At 73.3% G+C, this 18,336-nt stretch carries 14 protein-coding genes; 11 read left to right on the forward strand and 3 right to left on the reverse strand.

The window, feature by feature from the left end; genetic code table 11:
• Positions 1-98: 98 nt before the first annotated feature.
• Entirely contained in the window at positions 99-4,691 is a 4,593-nt protein-coding gene (locus AC507J_RS31385) for an ATP-dependent helicase (protein WP_496294042.1), read from the reverse strand.
• A 175-nt stretch (positions 4,692-4,866) separates the two neighbouring features.
• Here AC507J_RS31385 and AC507J_RS31390 point away from each other — a divergent pair, with 175 nt between their 5' ends.
• From AC507J_RS31390 to AC507J_RS31435, 10 genes are all read left to right on the forward strand, one after another.
• Positions 4,867-5,259 (forward strand): hypothetical protein, encoded by a 393-nt coding sequence (locus tag AC507J_RS31390; RefSeq protein ID WP_496294044.1) that lies wholly within the window; start codon positions 4,867-4,869, stop codon positions 5,257-5,259.
• Between the two features lie 155 nt (positions 5,260-5,414).
• Positions 5,415-8,252 carry a Na+/H+ antiporter subunit A gene (locus AC507J_RS31395; RefSeq protein WP_496294046.1) on the forward strand — a complete coding sequence of 946 codons (2,838 nt, stop codon included), beginning with the start codon at positions 5,415-5,417 and terminating at the stop codon, positions 8,250-8,252.
• Entirely contained in the window at positions 8,252-8,794 is a 543-nt protein-coding gene (locus tag AC507J_RS31400; RefSeq protein ID WP_496294065.1) for a Na(+)/H(+) antiporter subunit C, read from the forward strand. Before AC507J_RS31395 ends, AC507J_RS31400 begins: the two co-directional genes overlap by 1 nt.
• Positions 8,791-10,293 (forward strand): Na+/H+ antiporter subunit D, encoded by a 1,503-nt coding sequence (locus AC507J_RS31405; protein ID WP_496294048.1) that lies wholly within the window; start codon positions 8,791-8,793, stop codon positions 10,291-10,293. Before AC507J_RS31400 ends, AC507J_RS31405 begins: the two co-directional genes overlap by 4 nt.
• Positions 10,290-10,904 (forward strand): Na+/H+ antiporter subunit E, encoded by a 615-nt coding sequence (locus AC507J_RS31410; RefSeq protein WP_496294050.1) that lies wholly within the window; start codon positions 10,290-10,292, stop codon positions 10,902-10,904. Before AC507J_RS31405 ends, AC507J_RS31410 begins: the two co-directional genes overlap by 4 nt.
• The gene (locus tag AC507J_RS31415; RefSeq protein WP_496294052.1) at positions 10,901-11,164 is read left to right on the forward strand and encodes an MrpF/PhaF family protein; all 264 of its coding nucleotides are present in this window, start codon (positions 10,901-10,903) and stop codon (positions 11,162-11,164) included. The genes AC507J_RS31410 and AC507J_RS31415 overlap by 4 nt, the downstream gene beginning before the upstream one ends.
• Positions 11,165-11,196: 32 nt before the next feature.
• A complete protein-coding gene (gene mnhG / locus AC507J_RS31420; protein WP_496294067.1) occupies positions 11,197-11,535 on the forward strand; it encodes a monovalent cation/H(+) antiporter subunit G in 339 nt (112 codons plus the stop codon).
• A gap of 164 nt (positions 11,536-11,699) precedes the next feature.
• Positions 11,700-13,052, forward strand: a complete 1,353-nt coding sequence (locus tag AC507J_RS31425; protein WP_496294054.1) for a hemolysin family protein — start codon at positions 11,700-11,702, stop codon at positions 13,050-13,052.
• Positions 13,049-14,116: a hemolysin family protein gene (locus AC507J_RS31430; protein WP_496294056.1), complete on the forward strand. Its 1,068-nt coding sequence runs from the start codon at positions 13,049-13,051 to the stop codon at positions 14,114-14,116. Before AC507J_RS31425 ends, AC507J_RS31430 begins: the two co-directional genes overlap by 4 nt.
• 11 nt (positions 14,117-14,127) lie before the next feature.
• A complete protein-coding gene (locus tag AC507J_RS31435) occupies positions 14,128-15,048 on the forward strand; it encodes a sporulation protein (protein ID WP_496294057.1) in 921 nt (306 codons plus the stop codon).
• A gap of 89 nt (positions 15,049-15,137) precedes the next feature.
• Here AC507J_RS31435 and leuE read toward each other — a convergent pair whose 3' ends face one another.
• Together leuE and AC507J_RS31445 are read right to left on the reverse strand one after the other, a co-directional pair.
• Positions 15,138-15,800, reverse strand: a complete 663-nt coding sequence (gene leuE / locus AC507J_RS31440; protein WP_496294059.1) for a leucine efflux protein LeuE — start codon at positions 15,798-15,800, stop codon at positions 15,138-15,140.
• On the reverse strand, positions 15,797-17,041 hold the full coding sequence (locus tag AC507J_RS31445) for a bifunctional pyridoxamine 5'-phosphate oxidase family protein/GNAT family N-acetyltransferase (RefSeq protein WP_496294061.1): 1,245 nt from the start codon (positions 17,039-17,041) through the stop codon (positions 15,797-15,799). The genes leuE and AC507J_RS31445 overlap by 4 nt, the downstream gene beginning before the upstream one ends.
• 34 nt (positions 17,042-17,075) lie before the next feature.
• On the opposite strand from AC507J_RS31445, the gene AC507J_RS31450 reads away from it, so the two are divergent.
• Positions 17,076-18,336, forward strand: a 1,261-nt coding sequence (locus tag AC507J_RS31450; protein WP_496294063.1) for an aminotransferase class I/II-fold pyridoxal phosphate-dependent enzyme, incomplete at its 3' end; no start/stop codon positions are given.

Raw genomic sequence — 18,336 nt, forward strand, 5'->3', positions numbered from 1 at the left:
CGCTTTCCTGGGGCAATAACTTCATGATCAACCCCTGATTCCCGGCCCGGTGGGGGTGGGGGAGGGGAGGGGGTGGGGTAACGGGGAGGGGGTGGGGGTCAGGTGCGTAGGCGTAGGCCGCGGGGGGTGGGGCGGAAACCGGCGGCGGTGAGGGCGTCGTGCAGGGCAGACGAGCGGACCGGCTCGCCGTCGGCGCGTTCGACGGAGATCGGGCCCAACGCTCCGGTGTGGACCGTGTCGGCCAACGCCTTTCCGGCCAGGGTGAGCGCGTCGGTGTCGGCGCTGAAGGAGAGGATCGTCCGCCCGCCGCGCTCCACGTAGAGCACCAGCTCACCGGCGACCAGCACGACCAGCGCGCCCGCCTTGCGGCCGGCCCGGTGGCCGGTGCCCGGCGCTGTCGCCGTCGCGTCGCCGGAGTCGACCACCCGCTCCGGCCAGGGCAGCGCGGCGCCGTACGGGTTCGCCGGGTCGGTGGCCGCCAGCACCACCGCCGGGCCGCCGTGCGTCGCGCCGCCGCGGACCCGTCCGCCGTCCAGCGGCTCGGCCAGCGCCCGGATCCGGTCCACCGCGCCGGGCACCGCAAACTGCGCCGCGCCCAACCCGTCGACGAAGTAGCCACGCCGGGCCGCGCCGCGTTCCTCGAGCGCGGAGAGCACCGGGTAGACCGCGGCGAAGCCGCCGGACACCTGTTCGGCCATGACCGCGCCCCGGGTGAGCACCCCGTGCCGCTCCAGCAGCACGTCGGCCAGGGCCGCAGCCCGCCGGGTCGGGTCGAGGTCCCGCTCCGGCAGGCGGGACCAGCGGCCCGCCACCGTCGGCGGACCACCCCGGCTCGGCAGCGCCACCCGACCGGGGCGCCGGTAGCGGCTCCGCCCGGCGGCCGGCCGGGAGCGGTGTGCCCCGGCACCACCGAGCACCACCCGAAGCGGCGCGAGGGTGTCGTTGGTGAGGTAACCGGCCCAGACCAGGTCCCAGACGACCGTGGTCAGTTCCGCGTCGTCGGTGGCGCCGACCCGGTCGGCCAGCGGCCGGAAGAACAACGCCTGCCCCTCGCCGAGCGCGGCCAGCACCGCGTCGTGCAGCGGCGTACGGGCGAGCGCCTCGTCCGGCGGTGGGAGCAGCAGCGGTGCCGTGTCGGCGTACGCCAGCGTGACCCAGCCGTCCCCACCGGAGATCGCGCCGGCACCGGCCCACAACACCTCGCCGCTGGCACACAACTCGTCGAGCAGCGCGGGGGAGTAGTCGGCGACCCGGGCCGGGAGCACCAGCCGTTCCAGCGCCGACGCGGGCACGGCGGCGCCCTGCAACTGCTCCACCGTCGCGGCCACCGCCTCCACCCCCCGGGCCGAGGAGCCGACCTGCTGCCACCGGGGCAGAAAGGTGGCCAGCGCCCGGGGTGGCACCGGTTCGATCTCCCGGCGTAGCGCGGCCAGGGACCGCCGGCGCAGCAGCCGCAGCACCTCCGCGTCGCACCACTGGGTGCCGACCGTCTCCGGGGTGAACTCGCCGGAGACCACCCGGCCGGTGGCGGCCAGCCGGCGCAGCGCCTGCTCCACGACGAAGACGCCCAACCCGAACCGGGCGGCGCAGCCGGCCGCGCTGAACGGGGCGTGGGTGCGGGCGTACCGGGCGACGAGATCACCGAGCGGGTCGGTGACCGGTTCGAGGTACGCCTCGGCGATCCCCACCGGCAGGGCCACGCCGAGGGCGTCGCGCAGCCGGCCGGCGTCCTCCACCACCACCCAGCGTTCCTGCCCGGCGATGCGTACCCGCACCAGCCGGCGGGCCGCGGCCAGGTCGGTCAGCCAGTCGACCGGCACCCCGCGCTCGGCCAGCTCGTCGCCGCTCAGGTCGCCGAGCTGGCGCAGCAGCTCGACCACGTCCTCCGCGTCCCGGGGCCGCCGCTGCGGGGTCAACCAGCGCAGCTGCCGCTCGGTCTCGGCGAGCACCGCCGGATCGAGCAGCTCGCGCAGGTCGACCCGGCCGAGCAGCTCACCGAGCAGGGCCGAATCCAGCGCCAACGCCGCGGCCCGGCGCTCCGCGAGCGGGGCGTCGCCCTCGTAGAGGAAGGCGCCGACGTAACCGAAGAGCAGCGACCGGGCGAACGGCGACGGCCGGGGCGTCTCCACCTCGACCAGCCGCACCCGGCGGCCCGCCAGGTCCCGCATCACCTGGGTCAGGGCGGGCAGGTCGAAGACGTCCTGGAGGCATTCCCGGGCGGCCTCCAGGGTGACCGGGAAATCGGCGTACTCGCGGGCGACGTCGAGCAGTTGGGCGGCGCGCTGCCGCTGCTGCCAGAGCGGCTGGCGGCGGCGGGGGTCGCGGCGGGGCAGCAGCAGCGACCGCGCGGCGCACTCCCGGAACCGGGCGGCGAAGAGCGCCGAGGTGCCGACCGACTCCTCCACCAGCTGGGCGATCTCCTCCGGATCGAAGGCCACCACGTCGGCACCGGGTGGGCTGTCGGCGGTGTCCGGCAGGCGTACGACGATCCCGTCGTCAGCGGGCATCACCTGGGCGTCCACGCCGTGGCGCTCGGCGAGTCGCCGGCCGATCGCCAGTGCCCAGGGTGCGTTCACCCGGGCGCCGAGCACGCTGTGCACGGCCAGCCGCCAGTCGCCCAGCTCGTCCCGGAACCGCTCGACCACCACCGTCCGGTCGTCCGGCAACGCACGGGTCGCGGCCTGCTGCTCGCGCAGGTACGCCAGCAGGTTGCCGGCGGCCCAGTCGTCCAACCCGGCGGTACGCAGTGCGGCAAGCGCCGCGTCGTCGGCCTGCCGCAGCAGGCCCCGGATCCGGGCCCCGATCGCCCGGCCCAACTCCACCGGCCGGCCGGGCTGGTCGCCCTTCCAGAACGGCATCTTGGCCGCCTGGCCCGGGGCGGGGGAGACCAGCACCCGGTCGGGGGTGATCTCCTCGATCCGCCAGGAGGAGGAGCCGAGCAGGAAGACGTCGCCGACCCGGGACTCGTAGACCATCTCCTCGTCCAGCTCGCCGACCCGGGCGGCGCGTTCCGCGCCGGCCAGGAAGACGCCGAACAGGCCCCGGTCCGGGATGGTGCCGCCACTTGTGACCGCGAGCCGCTGCGCTCCCGGCCGCCCGGTCAGTACGTCGGCGGCGCGATCCCAGACCAGCCGGGGGCGCAGTTCGGCGAAGGCGGTCGACGGGTAGCGCCCGGAGAGCATGTCCAGCACGGCGTGCAGGGCCGAGTCGGGCAGCTCGGCGAAGGGCGCCGCGCGGCGGACCACGGTGGCCAGGTCGCCGACCCGCCACTGGTCCAGGGCGACCATCGCGACGATCTGCTGGGCGAGCACGTCCAGCGGGTTGCGGGGGTGGTGCAGCTCCTCGATCGCGGCGTCGCCCATCCGCTCGGCGACCACGGTGCAGGAGAGCAGGTCGCCGCGATGCTTGGGCAGCACCACCCCCCGGGAGACGGCACCGACCTGGTGCCCGGCCCGACCCACCCGTTGCAGGCCGGCGGCCACGCTCGGCGGCGCCTCGATCTGCACCACCAGGTCTACCGCGCCCATGTCGATGCCGAGTTCGAGGCTGGAGGTGGCTACCACGGCGGGCAGTTGCCCCGCTTTGAGCGACTCCTCGATGTGCCGCCGCTCCTCGCGGGAGACGCTGCCGTGGTGCGCCCGGGCGAGCACCGGCGGGGCGCCGGAGACCGCGCCGGCCTGGGCCATCATCTCCGCCGGCGGCCGGGCGGGGCGGTCGGTCGCGGTCGGCGTGGCCCCGGCGGTCTCCTCGGCGGCGAGCTCGTTGAGCCGGGCACAGAGCCGCTCGGCGCTGCGCCGGGAGTTGGTGAAGACGATTGTCGAACGGTGGGCCCGGATCAGGGCGTAGACCCGTTCCTCCACCGCCGGCCAGATCGAGGCGGTGCGTGGGCCGCCGAGGTCCTCCGCCGCCTCCTGCTCGTCGAGCCGGGTCATGTCCTCCACCGGCACCTGGACGCTTACCTCGATGGTCTTGGCGCTCACCGGCGCGACCACGTCCACCGGCCGGGCACCGGCGAGGAACCGGGCGCACTCGTCGAGCGGCCGGACCGTCGCGGAGAGCCCGATCCGCTGGGCCGGGGCGGGCAGCAACTCGTCCAGCCGTTCCAGGGAGAGCGCCAGGTGGGCGCCGCGTTTGGTGCCGGCCACCGCGTGCACCTCGTCGATGATCACCGTCTCGATCCCGCGCAGCGAGTCCCGCGCGGCCGAGGTGAGCAGCAGGAACAGCGACTCCGGCGTGGTGATCAGGATGTCCGGTGGGGTGCGGGCGAAGGCCCGCCGCTCGTCGGCGGGGGTGTCGCCGGTGCGCATGCCGACGGTGATCTCGGGCGGGGGAAGCACGAGCCGGGTGGCGGCCTGTCGGATGCCGGCGAGCGGGGCGCGCAGGTTGCGCTCGACGTCGACCGCGAGGGCCTTGAGCGGGCTGACGTAGAGCACCCGGCAGCGGCGCCGGGCGTCGACCGGTGCCGGCTCGCGGGCCAGCCGGTCGAGGGACCAGAGGAAGGCGGCGAGGGTCTTGCCGGAGCCGGTCGGTGCCACGACGAGGGCGTGGCGCCCGGCGGCGACCGCCGTCCAGGCGCCAACCTGTGCCGCCGTCGGCGCGGCGAAGGCCGCGTCGAACCACTCCCGGGTCGCCGGGCCGAACCGGGAGAGCACCGCCTGGGCCGGCGAGGCTGCGAGGGAATCCGCCACCACCCCATCCTGCCCCCGCCCACCGACATCCGGCCCGAACGGCGGGACGGGTATGCCTGGTTAAGTCTTTACAGGTGAGTTGACCGTAGATTCCGTTAAGTCTTACTTAACTGCTTGCTTGTGACCTACAACATAAAGTAACTTCACTCGCGATGCGGTAAGTGGTGGAGGGAAGCGAATGGTCGTCGAGGAGCGGAGCCCCGGGCCCGGCACCGACGTCCTGATTCGCAAGGTCGACAGTCGTCTCGTCGCCCTCCGCGCCGGGCTGCACGGCCCCGACCTCGAACTGGCCGAACGGCTCGCCGGCTGCCTGCGCGAGCTGGTCCACTCCACCGCACAGGCCAGCGCGGCCGACCGCGCGCAGGTGCGCGTCGCCGTGCACTACTTCGTGCTGCGCCGGGAGAGTCGTGGCCGGATGCTGCCGGTGCGCTCCCTGACCGCCACCCAGCGACTGGTCGACCGGGCGGCGCTCCGGCTCGGCCGGCCCGACCTGACGGTCGAGGGGCGAGGAGGGTGCGCCGACGGGGGCTTCGCGGTGGAGGGCGGGGCCAGGAACGCCGCACGACCGTGACCGGTCGACCGGCTCCCGTACGGTCCGCCCGATCGCTGCAGAAGTGTGGCTATTTCGGGAAAACGCCCCAGAGCGTACGCGAACTATCGTCTGATCGCTCCTAGGCGCCGTGCACCCGGGAGGGGCGCCCCTGTCCACCTCGACCGGGAGCGCGCGTGCTCGTACTACTGATCCTGCACCTCGTGGCGGCCCTCGTGGCGCCGCTACTGGTGCGTTGGTGGGGACCGCGCGCCTGCTACCTCCTGGCGCTGGTGCCGGCCACGGCGTTCGGCTGGGCGCTGCTCCGCGCACCCGCCGTGGCCGACGGCGGCGCGGTGGCGCAGACGTACGAGTGGATCCCCCGGCTGGGCCTGAACCTGGACCTGCGGATGACCACCCTGTCCTGGCTGATGGTGCTGCTGATCGGCGGAGTCGGCGCGCTGGTGCTGCTCTACAGCGGACGGTACTTCCCGCCCGGCGCGATCGGCACCGCCCGGTACGCCGGGGTGATGGTGGCCTTCGCCGGTGCGATGCTCGGCCTCGTCCTCGCCGACGACCTGCTACTGCTCTACGTCTGCTGGGAACTCACCACGGTCTTCTCGTACCTGCTGATCGGGCACAGCACCGAGCGGCGATCCAGCCGCTGGGCGGCGGCCCAGGCGTTGACCGTGACCACGCTCGGCGGCCTGGCCATGCTTGTCGGGTTCATCATGCTCGGCCACCACGCCGGCACCTACCGCCTGTCGGAGCTGGCCGGTCGCCCGCTGCCCGGCGGGGCGTACCTGGTCACCGCAGTGCTGCTGATCCTGCTCGGCGCGTTGTCCAAGTCCGCGGTACTGCCGTTCACCTCCTGGCTGCCGGTGGCGATGGCGGCACCGACTCCGGTGAGCGCGTACCTGCACGCGGCGGCGATGGTGAAGGCCGGCGTCTACCTGCTCGGCCTGCTCGCCCCGCTGCTCGCCCCGGCCGGCCCGTGGCGGCCGGTCGTCCTGGTCGCCGGGCTGGCCACCATGGTGCTGGGCGGCTGGGCCGCGCTGCGGCAGACCGACCTGAAGCTGCTGCTGGCGTACGGCACGGTGAGCCAGCTGGGCCTGTTGACGGCGGTCGTCGGGCTGGGCACCGCCGACGCCGCTCTGGCCGGGGTCGCCATGCTGCTCGCCCACGCGCTGTTCAAGGCGGCGCTCTTCCTCGTCGTCGGCGTGATCGACCACGGCGCCGGCACCCGGGACCTGCGTGAGCTCTCCGGGCTGTGGCGCAGCGCGCCGGTCCTGGCCGGGGTGGCGCTGCTCGCCGCCGCGTCGATGGCCGGCGTGCCACCGCTTGTCGGCTTCGTCGCCAAGGAAGCCATCTTCGCCGCCTTCACCGACCGCCCGCTGGTGCTTGCGGTGCTGGTCGCCGGCACCGCACTCACCGTCGCGTACAGCATCAGGTTCCTCTGGGGCGGCTTCGCCACCCGCCGTACCCTCGCCCCCACCGAGCTGGGTCGGGTCGCCGCGCCGATGCTGGTGCCACCGACGCTGCTGGCGGTGGCCGGGCTGGTCGCCGGGCCGGCGGCAGGTGGGCTGGATCAGCTGCTGCGCCCGTACGCCGAACTCCTCGGCCCGCCCCACGCGCACCTGGCGGTCTGGCCCGGCCTGAACCTGGCGCTGGGGCTGTCCGCGCTGACCCTGGCGGGCGGCGCGGTGCTGTTCGCGCTGCGTGGCCCGCTGGCCCCGGCGCTGTCCCGGCTGCGTTCGCCGGTCACCGGTCAACAGGGCTACGAGTGGATCATCCATCGCTTCGACCGGGCGGCGGTGGACGTCACAAGCGTCACCCAGCGCGGCTCCCTGCCGCAGTACCTCGGCCTCATCCTGATCGTGCTGGCCGCCGTGCCGGGCGGCACGTTGCTGCTGCTGCAACCCTGGAAGCAACCACTCACGCCGTGGGCCAACCCGGCACAGCCGGTGGTGCTGCTGGTGATCAGCATCGCCGCCCTGCTCGCCGTTGGGGCCACCCGCCGGCTGACCGCGATGCTGCTGGTCGGCATGACCGGCTACGGCACCGCGATGCTCTTCGTGCTGTACGGCGCCCCCGATCTGGCGCTTACCCAGTTCCTGGTGGAGACCGTGACCATCGCGGTCTTCGTGCTGGTGCTGCGGCGGCTGCCGGCGCGGTTCTCGGTACGACCGCTGCGCCGTAGTCGCTGGGTGCGCCGGGCGATCGGCCTGACGGTCGGTGCGACGGTCGCCGGGCTCGCGGTGGCCGCCACCGGCGCCCGCCAGGCACCCTCCATCTCCGAGCGCTTTCCCGACCTGGCCGTCGAGCAGGGCTACGGCCGCAACGTGGTGAACGTGACGCTTGTCGACATCCGGGCCTGGGACACCCTGGGCGAGCTGACGGTGCTGGTGGCGGCGGCCACCGGAGTCGCCAGCCTGGTCTTCCTGCGGTCCCGGACCGGGCCTCGCCCCCGCCGGCTGGCCGCGGAAGGCCAGGAGAGCTTCGCCGGCCGGCCGGTCTGGCTGCGCGGCGGCAGCACCCTGCACGAGCGGCACCGTTCGATCGTGCTGGAGGTGATCACCCGGCTGATCTTCCACACCGCCGTGCTCTTCTCCTTCTACCTGGTCTTCTCCGGGCACAACGCGCCCGGCGGCGGCTTCGCCGGCGGTCTGGTGGCCAGCCTGGCGCTGACCATGCGCTACCTCGCCGGCGGCCGCCAGGAACTGGCCGAGGCCGCGCCGATCGGTGCCGGCACCGTGCTCGGCATCGGGCTGGCGGTCGCGGCCGGTGGCGGCGTGCTCTCGCTGCTGACCGGTGGGGCGGTGCTGGGCAGCGCGAAGATCGATCTTTCGCTGCCGCTGATCGGGGACTTCTACCTGGTCACTTCGCTCTTCTTCGACATCGGCGTGTACCTGGTGGTGATCGGGCTGGCGCTGGACGTGCTGCGCAGCCTCGGCGCCGAGGTGGACCGGCACATCGAGGCAGGTGACCAGGTCGGCGGCAACTTCGCTGCCGACCCGCGAGGGGAGGCTCCGTGATGGCCTCCGGGGCCAATCTGGTGTCCTTCGTCGCGATCGGCGTGCTCGTCGGCTGCGGGGTGGCCCTGCTGTTGGAGCGCAGCCTGACCCGCGTGCTGCTCGGCATCATCCTGGTCGGCAACGGCGTCAACCTGCTGATCATCTTTGGTGGTCGAGCCGGTCGGGCACCGGTGGTCGGGGTCTCCGAGACCGAGCGGATGAGCGACGCCCTGCCGCAGGCCATGGTGCTCACCGCCATCGTGATCACCTTCGGGTTCACCGCCTTCCTGCTGGCGATCAGCTATCGCAGCTGGTATCTGACCGGCGACGACGAGGTGCCCGACGACATCGAGGACCGGCAGATCGTCCGCCGCGCCGCGCACAAGGAGGTCTCCACCGCCGACCTGAGCGACGACAGCGCCGCGACCGACCCGGAACAGGTCGACGCCCCGGCGCCCCGCCGGCCCGGTGGCGAGAACCGGCCCGGTGGCGAGGACCGGCCCGGTGGCGAGGACCGGCCCGGTGGCGAGGACCGGCCCGGTGACGGGGGTGGGGCGGCATGAACGCCCTCGTGTCGCTGCCGGTGCTGCTGCCGATTCTGGGGGCGGCACTGACCCTGCTGCTGGCGACGCGGGCCCGGCCGCAGCGGGTGGTAAGCGTGACCTGCCTGACCGCCACCCTGGCCGTGTCCGCGGTGCTGCTTGTGCAGACCTACCGGCACGGGCCGCTGGTGGTCGAGATCGGCGGCTGGCCCGCGCCGGTCGGCATCGTCCTGGTCGCCGACCAACTGGCGGCGCTGATGCTTGTGGTCTCCTCGGCGGTGACCCTCTGCGTGCTGCTGTACTCGATCGGCCAGGGGCAGGCGGAGATCGGCGAGACCTCCTCGGTGGCCATCTTCCACCCGACCTACCTGGTGCTGACCGCCGGCGTGACGAACGCCTTCCTCGCCGGGGACCTGTTCAACCTCTTCGTCGGGTTCGAGATGCTGCTCGCCGCGAGCTTCGTCCTGATCACCCTGAACGGCACCGCGCTGCGCATCCGCACCGGCTCGACGTACGTGGTGGTCAACATCCTGGCCTCGATGATCTTCCTGATCGCGGTGGGGCTGGTCTACGCGGCCGCCGGCACGCTCAACCTGGCCCACCTCGCCGGCCGGCTCGACGCGCTACCCGACGGGGTGCGGCTGAGCCTGCAACTGATGCTGCTGCTGGCCTTCGGCATCAAGGCGGCGGTCTTCCCGCTGTCGGCCTGGCTGCCCGACAGTTATCCGACCGCGCCCGCCCCGGTCACCGCCGTCTTCGCCGGCCTGCTGACCAAGGTCGGCGTGTACGCGATCATCCGTACCCAGACCCTGCTCTTCCCCGGACCACGGGCCGCCCAACTGCTGATGGTGGTGGCCGGGCTGACCATGGTGGTCGGCATCCTCGGCGCGGTGGCCCAGTCGGACATGAAGCGGCTGCTCTCGTTCACCCTGGTCAGCCACATCGGCTACATGATCTTCGGGATCGGGCTGAGCACGGTCGCCGGTCTGGTCGGGGCGATCTTCTACGTGGTCCACCACATCACCATCCAGACGACCCTGTTCCTGATCGCCGGCCTGGTCGAACAGCGGGCCGGCAGCACCGACCTGCGCCGGCTGGGCGGCCTCGCCCGGATCGCGCCGCTGCTCGGTGTGCTCTTCTTCGTCTCGGCCATGAACCTCGCCGGTATCCCGCCCTTCTCCGGGTTCCTCGGCAAGCTCGGTCTGCTCCAGGCCGGCGTGGCGGCCGGCGGTGCGCTGCCCTGGACCCTGGTCACCGTCGGCACGGTGACCAGCCTGCTCACCCTCTACGTGGCCAGCCGGGTGTGGAACATCGCGTTCTGGCGTACGCCCTGCCAGACCGTCACGTCGACCGCTCCGCTGCCCACGTTGATGGTCGGTGCCACCGTGGCCCTGGTGGCGCTCGGGGTGGCGCTGACCGTGGTGGCGGGTCCGCTCTTCGAGGTGACCACCGGCGCAGCGGTCGATCTGCGGGAGCGCACCCCGTACATCCACGCCGTACTGCCCGGCGGCCCGCCATGACCGGACCGGAGCCGGCGGCGGCCGGACCCGAGCGGGCCGGTGCGGGGCGGGGCCAGCCGAACCGGGCCCGCCGCTGGCGCGACCAGGCCCTCGCGGTCGGCGGGCTGGCGCTGGTCTGGATCCTGCTCTGGGGCGACCTCAGCTGGGGAAACCTGCTGGGCGGGCTGCTGGTGGGCACGGCTGTGCTGGTGTTCTTCCCGCTTCCCGCGGTGAGCTTCGGCGGCCGGCTGCGGCTATCCGGGCTGCTGGTGTTCGCCGGACGCTTCGTGGTCGAACTGGTCCTGGCGAGCCTGCACGTGGCCCGGATCGCGGTGCAACCCGGCTACACGCCACGCTCGGCCATCCTCGCGGTGCGGCTGCTGATACCCACCGACTTCAACCTGGCGCTCACCGCCGAGGCGATCTCGTTGGTGCCGGGCACGTTGATCGTCGAGGTGGACCGGGACGCGGCCGTGCTCTACGTGCACGTGCTCGACGTACACACCCCGGCGGACCTGGCAGCCGCGCGGAAGCAGATCCGCACCGTGGAACGGCGGATCGTCGCGGCGGTCGGCTCGGCGGCCGAGCTACGCCAGGTTCGCTCCGTACCCGTCGACAAGGAGTTCTCGTGAACACACTGCTCGCCGTGATCATCGCCGGGCTGCTGTCGGTGACCGCCCTGCTCGCCCTCGTCCGGCTCTACCGGGGCCCGTCGCTGATGGACCGGGTGGTCGCCGCGGACATGCTGCTGGCCACCATGGTCGGCGCGGTCGGTGCCGAGGCGGCGATCAACCGGCACGCCACGACCCTGCCGGTGCTGCTGGTGCTCGCCCTGCTCGGTTTCGTCGGTTCGGTGTCGTTGGTCCGCTTCGCCGCCGGGGAGAAGAGGTGACGCCGGCGCGCGCCCCGGTCGCTGCCGACGGGATGCTGTCCCTGGCCGTGGTCGCCGACTGGCTGGGTGCCGTCAGCCTGGTTGCCGGTGCGTTGCTGAGCCTGGCGGCCGCGATCGGCGTACTGCGCTTCCCGGATACGCTGAGCCGGATGCACGCGGCCACCAAACCGCAGGTGCTTGGCGTACTGCTCCTGCTGCTGGGGGTGTCCCTGCGGCTGCGTACGGTCGCCGATCTCGGCATGGTGATCCTGGTCGGGGCGTTCCAACTGGCCACCGCCCCGGTCGCCGCGCAGATGATCGGCCGGGCCGCCTACCGGGGCGGCCGGGTGGACCGACGGCTGCTCGACGCCGACGAGTTGGCCGAGCACTGAACCCTCGTTGCGGACGTTCTCGCCCCACACCGTCCCACTTCCCGCTGGCCCCGCCGGTAGAATAACGGGATGATCGACTCTTCTGCCCAGGAGGGCAGCAGTAGCCAGCCGGGTAGGCCCCGGCATTCATCCGACCCGACGGCCCCGGGAGCCCTGAGCCTCCCGTGTTGATCCTCGTCGGTCTTCTCCTGATCATCGTTCTGACCGTCGCGACGGGGTACTTCGTCGCGCAAGAGTTCGGCTATGTCGCGGTGGACCGGGGCAAGCTGCGGCAGCGCGCCGCCGAGGGCGACCAGGCGTCGGCCCGGGCCCTGGAGGTCAGCGCGCGGCTGTCGTTCATGCTCTCCGGCGCCCAGCTCGGCATCACCGTCACCGCCCTGCTTGTCGGTTACGTCGCCGAGCCGTATCTCGGTGCCGGCCTGGCCGAACTGCTCGGCGTGGCCGGCGTATCGACCACGGTGAGCCTGCCGCTCTCCTTGGTGCTGGCCCTGGTCATCGCCACCGTGGTGCAGATGGTGGTGGGTGAGCTGGCGCCCAAGAACCTGGCAATCGCCCGGCCCGAGCCGGTCGCCCGGGCACTGGCCCGATCCACCCTGATCTACCTGGCGGTGGCCGGCCCGCTGATCAAGCTGTTCGACCGGGCCGCGGTGCGGCTGCTCCGTCGCGTCGGCATCGAGCCGATCGAGGAACTTCCCAGCGGGGCCACCCCGGAGGACCTGGAGCAGATCATCGCCGAGTCCCGGCTGGAAGGGCACCTCGACGCCGAGATGTCGGAGCTGCTGGACCGCGGGCTGGACTTCCGCCAGCTGACCGCCGGCGAGGCCATGGTGCCGCGGGTCGACGTGCACACCGTACGGGCGGACGAGCCGATCAGCCGGGTGGTCGAGTTGCTCGACACCGGCCGCTCCCGCTTCCCGGTCCGGGGCACCGAGGGCGTCGACGACCTGGTCGGCGTGGTCGGCATTTCCGACGTACTCCGCGTGCCCCCGGCCGAGCGGGCGACCACCCCGGTCGGCGCGGTGGCCGTACCGCCGCTGCTGGTGCCCGAGACGCTGCCGCTGCCCACGGTGCTGGACCGGCTCCGTTCCGGGCACCGGCAGCTCGCCTGCGTGGTCGACGAGTACGGCGGTTTCGCCGGCGTGATCACGCTTGAGGACATCGCCGAGGAGCTGGTCGGCCCGATCCTCGACGAGGACGACCCACCGGAACGGGCCCCCGCGCGGCAGGAGGACGGCTCCTGGGTGGTGCCGGCCCGCTGGCGGATCGACGAGGTCGCCGACAGCACCGGCATCGCACTGCCCGAACATCCCGAGTACGACACCCTCTCCGGGTTGGTGATGCGCGAGCTGGGCCGGGTTCCCGAGGTCGGCGATCGGCTGGAGATCGGCCTACCGGCCGACGGGGACAACGGTGAGACCCCGCCGCTGGCGCTGGTCGAGGTGCTCGCGGTCGATCGGCACGTCGCCGACTCGGTGCGCCTTCAGCTCGTCGGTGGGCGCGAGGGGGTGACCGCATGAGCACCGGATTCGCGCTGATCACGTCCATGGTCCTGCTGGCGCTCAACGGGTTCTTCGTCGCCGCCGAGTTCGCGCTGGTGGCGAGCAAGCGGTACCGCCTGGAGCAGGCTGCGGCCAGCGGCGGGCGGGCGGCCAAGGCCGCGCTCGACGGCGTACGCGAGCTGTCGCTGATGCTGGCCGGCGCGCAGCTCGGCATCACACTCTGCACCCTGGGCCTCGGTGCGCTGGCCGAGCCGGCGATCGAGCGCCTGCTCAGCCCGCTGCTGCACGCCGTCGGGCTGCCGTACGGCGCCAGCCACGTGATCGCGCTGATCTTCGCGCTGAGCCTGGTCACCTTCCTGCACCTGGTGGTCGGCGAGATGGCGCCGAAGTCCTGGGCGATCACCCACCCGGAGCGCTCCGCGCTGCTGCTGGCCGTGCCGTTCCGGGCGTTCGCCTGGGTGGCCCGGCCGGTGCTGTCGGTGCTCAACGCGGTGGCCAACGCGATGTTGCGACTGGCGAAGGTGAATCCGCAGGACCAGCTCGCCCAGGTGCACGGCCCGGACGAGCTGCGGATGCTGCTGGAGCAGTCCCGCGAGCACGGGCTGCTCGGTGCCGCCCAGCACGAGATGCTGACCAGCATGCTCGCGTTGCAGGGGACCACGGTCGCCCAGGTGATGGAGCCGTTCGACCGGATGGTGACGGTCCGCCGGGACGAGCCGGTCGAGCGGATCGAGCAGGTCAGCCGGGACAGTGGCCGGTCCCGGCTGGCGGTGCTCGACGCCAGCGGTGACGTCTGCGGCCTGGTGCACGTACGGGAGGCGGTGCGGGCCACCGCCAGCCGTCCCGAGGCCACGGCGGCGGACCTGATGAACGACGCCATCACCCTGCCCGACACCGCCACGGTGACCGAGGCGGTGGCCGCGATGCGGGCCCGCCAGTCCCAGCTCGCGCTGGTGCGCAACGGCGGCGGCCCGACCCGCCCGGTCGGCTTCGTGGCGCTTGAGGATCTGCTGGAAGAGGTCATCGGGGAGTTCGACGACGAGACCGACCCCATTCCGCGTGCGGTGCGCCGCCTGAGGTAGGAGCGACGCGGGTGCGGCTGACGGGGGTGTCACCGGAGTCGGGCGGTACGGGCCTGACGGTGCAGACCGTACTGGCCAACCCCAGCACCCGCCCCGGCCTGCTGCTGCCGGGGCGGGTGAACCTCGTCGCCGGCGCCGTCGACGTGCCGGTCTACCACGTCCGGCTCGGCCTGGTCAGCCAGGTCGAGCCGGATGATCCGGAGGCACCTCGCCGGCTGGTGCAGTTCCACCAGGCGCAGGTCGCCGATGCCCTGGTGCTGCGGGCGGGCCGGGCCCGGTCGATTCCGTTCGAGTTCCCGCTGCCCTGGGAGACGCCGCTCACCACGTTCGGTGGCGTACCGCTGCTCAGCCTGCGGATGGGGCTGCGGACGGAGGTGGCCATCGAGCCCGCCGTGGATCAGGGCGCGATGGTACCGATCTTCGTGCACCCGCTGCCCACCCAGCAGCACGTGCTGGCAGCCCTCGACACCCTCGGCTTCAGCGTGCGCCAGGCCGGGCTGGTCGACGGTTGGCTGCCCGGCGTGGAGCAGGCCCTGCCCCTGCACCAGCGCTGGGGCTTCTGGGTCGGGCCACTCTACGCCGGGCCGATCACCGAACTGGAGGTGATCTTCGTGACCAACTCCGCGGGCCTGGAGGTGATCCTCTGGTGCGACCGCCGGCTGGCGCTGGCCGGGATCACCCACACCAGCATCAGCCGGTTCCGGGTCTGGCACGCCGGTGCCGAGCAACGGGACTGGGTGTCGACCGTGGACGGCTGGCTACGCCAGACGATCAACCGGCATGCCGCGGCGGCGGCCCCCGGCGACTGGTCGGCCGCCATCACCGAGTCGGCCCACGTCAGCCGCCCGCCCGACGAGCCGATCGAGCCGGGCTTCGGCCTGGGCGGCACGGGGGGCGGCGCCGGCATCGGCGGTGGCGGCGACGGCAGTTGAGCGGGGTCAGGCAGGGCCGCCCTCACCCACCCCCGGGCGTTGCTGGCGGACGCCTTCACCCACACCGGGCGTTGCTGGCGGGTCCTTCCTCAGCCCTGGGCGAGCTTGAGACCGAAGCCGAGGAAGAGCGCGCCGACGGCGGTGGTGGCACCGGCGGCGAGCCGGCGGCGCCGGCCGAACTGGGTGGCCAGATAGGTGCCCGCGAAGATCAGCGCGGTCAGGTAGAGCACGCTGGTCACCTGGGCGATCAGGCCGAGCAGCAGGAAGGAGAGCGCCGGCCAGGGGTAGGTCGGGTCGACGAACTGGATGAAGAACGAGACGAAGAAGAGGATCGCCTTCGGGTTGAGCAGGCTGATCACGAAGGCCTTGCGGAACGGGCTACGCATCGCCGCCGGCTCCGCGGCGTCGATCAGCCGCGGCGTGGTCGGGTCGTTGCGGTCGCGCCAGCGGCGCCAGGCCCCGCGCAACATGGTCAACCCCACATAGCCCAGGTACGCGGCACCCGCGTACTTGATCACGAGGAAGACCGGTGGGTACGCCCGGAGCAGCGACGCCACCCCGGCCGCGGAGAGGAACATGAGCACCCCGTCGCCGACGAACACCCCCGCCGCGGCCCGGTAACCGGTGCGGATGCCCCGGCGGGCGGCGGTGGAGAGGACGAATAGCGAGTTCGGGCCGGGCAGCAGCACGATGGCCACGGTGCCCAGCACGTACGTCCAGATGTCGGTGACTCCCAGCACGCTGGACATCATCGGGCCGCCGGGCCCGGTAAGCGAAGACTTTCTCGCAGCCTGACCTGTGCGTTCGGCCACTCTTCGACGGTCATTGAATACTGCACGGTGTCCCGCCACGACCCATCGGGACGCCGCCGGTGCATCCGCAGCACCCCCTCCCGGGTGGCACCGAGCCGCTCGACGGCCTGCTGCGAGCGCTCGTTGCGGATGTCGGTGTGCCAGACCACCCGCACCGCCCCGAGTTCGTCGAAGGCGCGGCCGAGCAGCAGCAGCTTGGCCTCGGTGTTGATCCCGGTACGCCACCACGACCGGCCGAGGAAGGTGTGCCCGATGGCCACCGACCGCCGCTCGGGCTCCACCTCGTAGTAGGAGGTGGAGCCGACCACCGCGCCGGTGACCGCGCAGCGCTGCACCCAGGCCACCCGCTCGCCCCGGTGCTGCTCGGCCAGCGCGGTGGTGAGGATGCTCCGCAGCTCGGCGGCGTCGGCTGGCGGCGGCGCGGACAGGTGCCGCCAGACCTCCGGATCGGCGGTGGCGGCGAAGAGTTCCTCGGCGTGCGCCGGGTCCAGCGGTTCCAGCAGCACGTGCGCGCCGCGCAGCGGCACCGGCTCGTGCCACGGCGTGCGGGCCGGTCGCAGGTACGCCGGCACCGGTGCGGTGACCCCGTGGTCCGGCTCGGCCGGGCCGGCGGTCAGCCGCAGCGGCACCACCCCGGCCCAGTGCGGCAGCGCGTAGTCGGCCGGCTCGTCAACGACGCCGCCGGTGCGGGCGCGGACCGACACCTCGTGCAGTGGCAGGGCCAGCACGGCGGTCTCGGCCAGTTCCCGTCGGCTCGGTGGGCGGCTCTCCGCCGCGCGGCCGGTGCCGACCTTCTCCACCAGGGCGGTGAGCACCTGAGCCTTCTCGGCCGCGTCGGTGACCAGGTGGGCGGTGCCGTGTGCGACCACCGAGCGGTAGTTGGCGCTGTGGTGGAACTGCGAGCGGCCGTAGATGAGCCCGTCGAGCAGGGTGACCGCCACGCAGACCGGCAACCCGCCGGCCCGGGCGGCCAGCAACGGCCGGCTGCCCGTGGAGCCGTGCAGGTAGAGCGTGTCGCCCACGCGCACGTGCAGGGTGGGCAGCAGGCGTGGTTCGCCGTCCACGGTGAACCCGAGCACGCAGTGGTACGCCTCGTCGAGCACGGCGTGTGCGGCGTCCCGGTCGTAGCTCATCCGGTCCCGGGAACGGCTGGCGGTGGTGCGGGCGGTCTGCGCGTACATGCTCCCACCTTTGTTCTAGTACAATCTCGTGTTTGTGTCAGGACGCTATCAGATCACCGGTACGACGGCCGCCGAGATTTCGGCAAGCATCGAGTCGGGCATCCGCCGCGCCGGCCTCGCTCCGGGTGACCCGCTGCCCCCGGTGCGGACGCTCGCCGCCGACCTGGCCGTCAGCCCGGCCACCGTCTCCCGCGCGTACGCCGAGCTACGCCAACGCGGGCTCGTCGTCACCGCCGGCCGGCACGGCACCCGGGTACGGCCCCGACCGCCGGTCGCCGCCCACCGCGCGGCCCTGCGCCCCCCACCCGCCGCCGGGTTGCGCGACCTGTCCCGGGGCGAACCCGACCCGCGGCTGCTGCCCAGGCTCGGCCCGCACCTGGCCGCGCTGGCCGACACCGTCGGCGAGGCGATCAGCTACTCCGACGCCGGAGTGCTGCCCGAGTTCGCCGAGGCGGCCCGTGCACGGCTCGTCGCCGACGGGGTGCCGGCCGCCGAACTGACACTCACCGGCGGTGCGCTGGACGGCATCGAGCGGCTGCTCGGCGCCCACCTGCGCCCCGGGGACGCGGTAGCGGTCGAGGACCCGGGCTGGGCCAACCAACTCGACCTCATCGCCGCGCTGGGCCTGCGCCCGATCGGCGTACCTGTCGACGACGAGGGCCCACTGGTCGCCGGGGTGGCCGCCGCGCTCGCCGCCGGGGCGCGAGCGCTCATCGTGACCAGCCGCGCCCAGAACCCCACCGGTGCCGCGCTCTCGGCCGACCGGGCCGCCGCCCTGCGGGACCTGCTCACCGACCGGGCGGACCTGCTGCTGATCGAGGACGACCACGCCGCCGAACTGGCCCGCGTACCGCTGCACCCGCTCGCCGGCGCGACCACCCACTGGGCCCTGCTCCGCTCGGTGAGCAAGCCGTACGGTCCCGACCTGCGCCTGGCCGTGCTGGCCGGGGACGAGACCACGGTGGCCCGGGTGGCCGGGCGGACCCGGGTCGGTGCCGGCTGGGTCTCCACCGTGCTGCAACGACTGGTGCTCTCCCTCTGGCGCGACCCGGCGGTGACCGCCCTGATCGACCGGGCTGCGGAAAGCTACGAACGCCGCCGCAACGCTCTGGTCGCCGCCCTCGCCGAACGCGGCCTCTCCGCGCACGGTCGCAGCGGCATCAACGTCTGGCTGCCGGTCACCGACGAGACCGTCGCCTCGATGGTGCTGCGCGACGCCGGCTGGCTGGTCGCCCCCGGCGCGCTGTACCGCATCGCCGGTGGCCCGGGCCTACGAATCACCGTCAGCCCCCTCG

The sequence above is a fragment of the Micromonospora sp. PRAS1 genome, assembly GCF_059553435.1.

Excerpts from the sequence above, each read along its gene's own strand:
- AC507J_RS31445 (WP_496294061.1), bottom strand. The coding sequence starts at position 17,041 with ATGTACGCGCAGACCGCCCGCACCACCGCCAGCCGTTCCCGGGACCGG.
- AC507J_RS31400 (WP_496294065.1), top strand. The coding sequence starts at position 8,252 with ATGGCCTCCGGGGCCAATCTGGTGTCCTTCGTCGCGATCGGCGTGCTC.
- AC507J_RS31410 (WP_496294050.1), top strand. The coding sequence starts at position 10,290 with ATGACCGGACCGGAGCCGGCGGCGGCCGGACCCGAGCGGGCCGGTGCG.
- AC507J_RS31390 (WP_496294044.1), top strand. The coding sequence starts at position 4,867 with ATGGTCGTCGAGGAGCGGAGCCCCGGGCCCGGCACCGACGTCCTGATT.
- AC507J_RS31430 (WP_496294056.1), top strand. The coding sequence starts at position 13,049 with ATGAGCACCGGATTCGCGCTGATCACGTCCATGGTCCTGCTGGCGCTC.
- leuE (WP_496294059.1), bottom strand. The coding sequence starts at position 15,800 with ATGATGTCCAGCGTGCTGGGAGTCACCGACATCTGGACGTACGTGCTG.
- mnhG (WP_496294067.1), top strand. The coding sequence starts at position 11,197 with ATGCTGTCCCTGGCCGTGGTCGCCGACTGGCTGGGTGCCGTCAGCCTG.
- AC507J_RS31405 (WP_496294048.1), top strand. The coding sequence starts at position 8,791 with ATGAACGCCCTCGTGTCGCTGCCGGTGCTGCTGCCGATTCTGGGGGCG.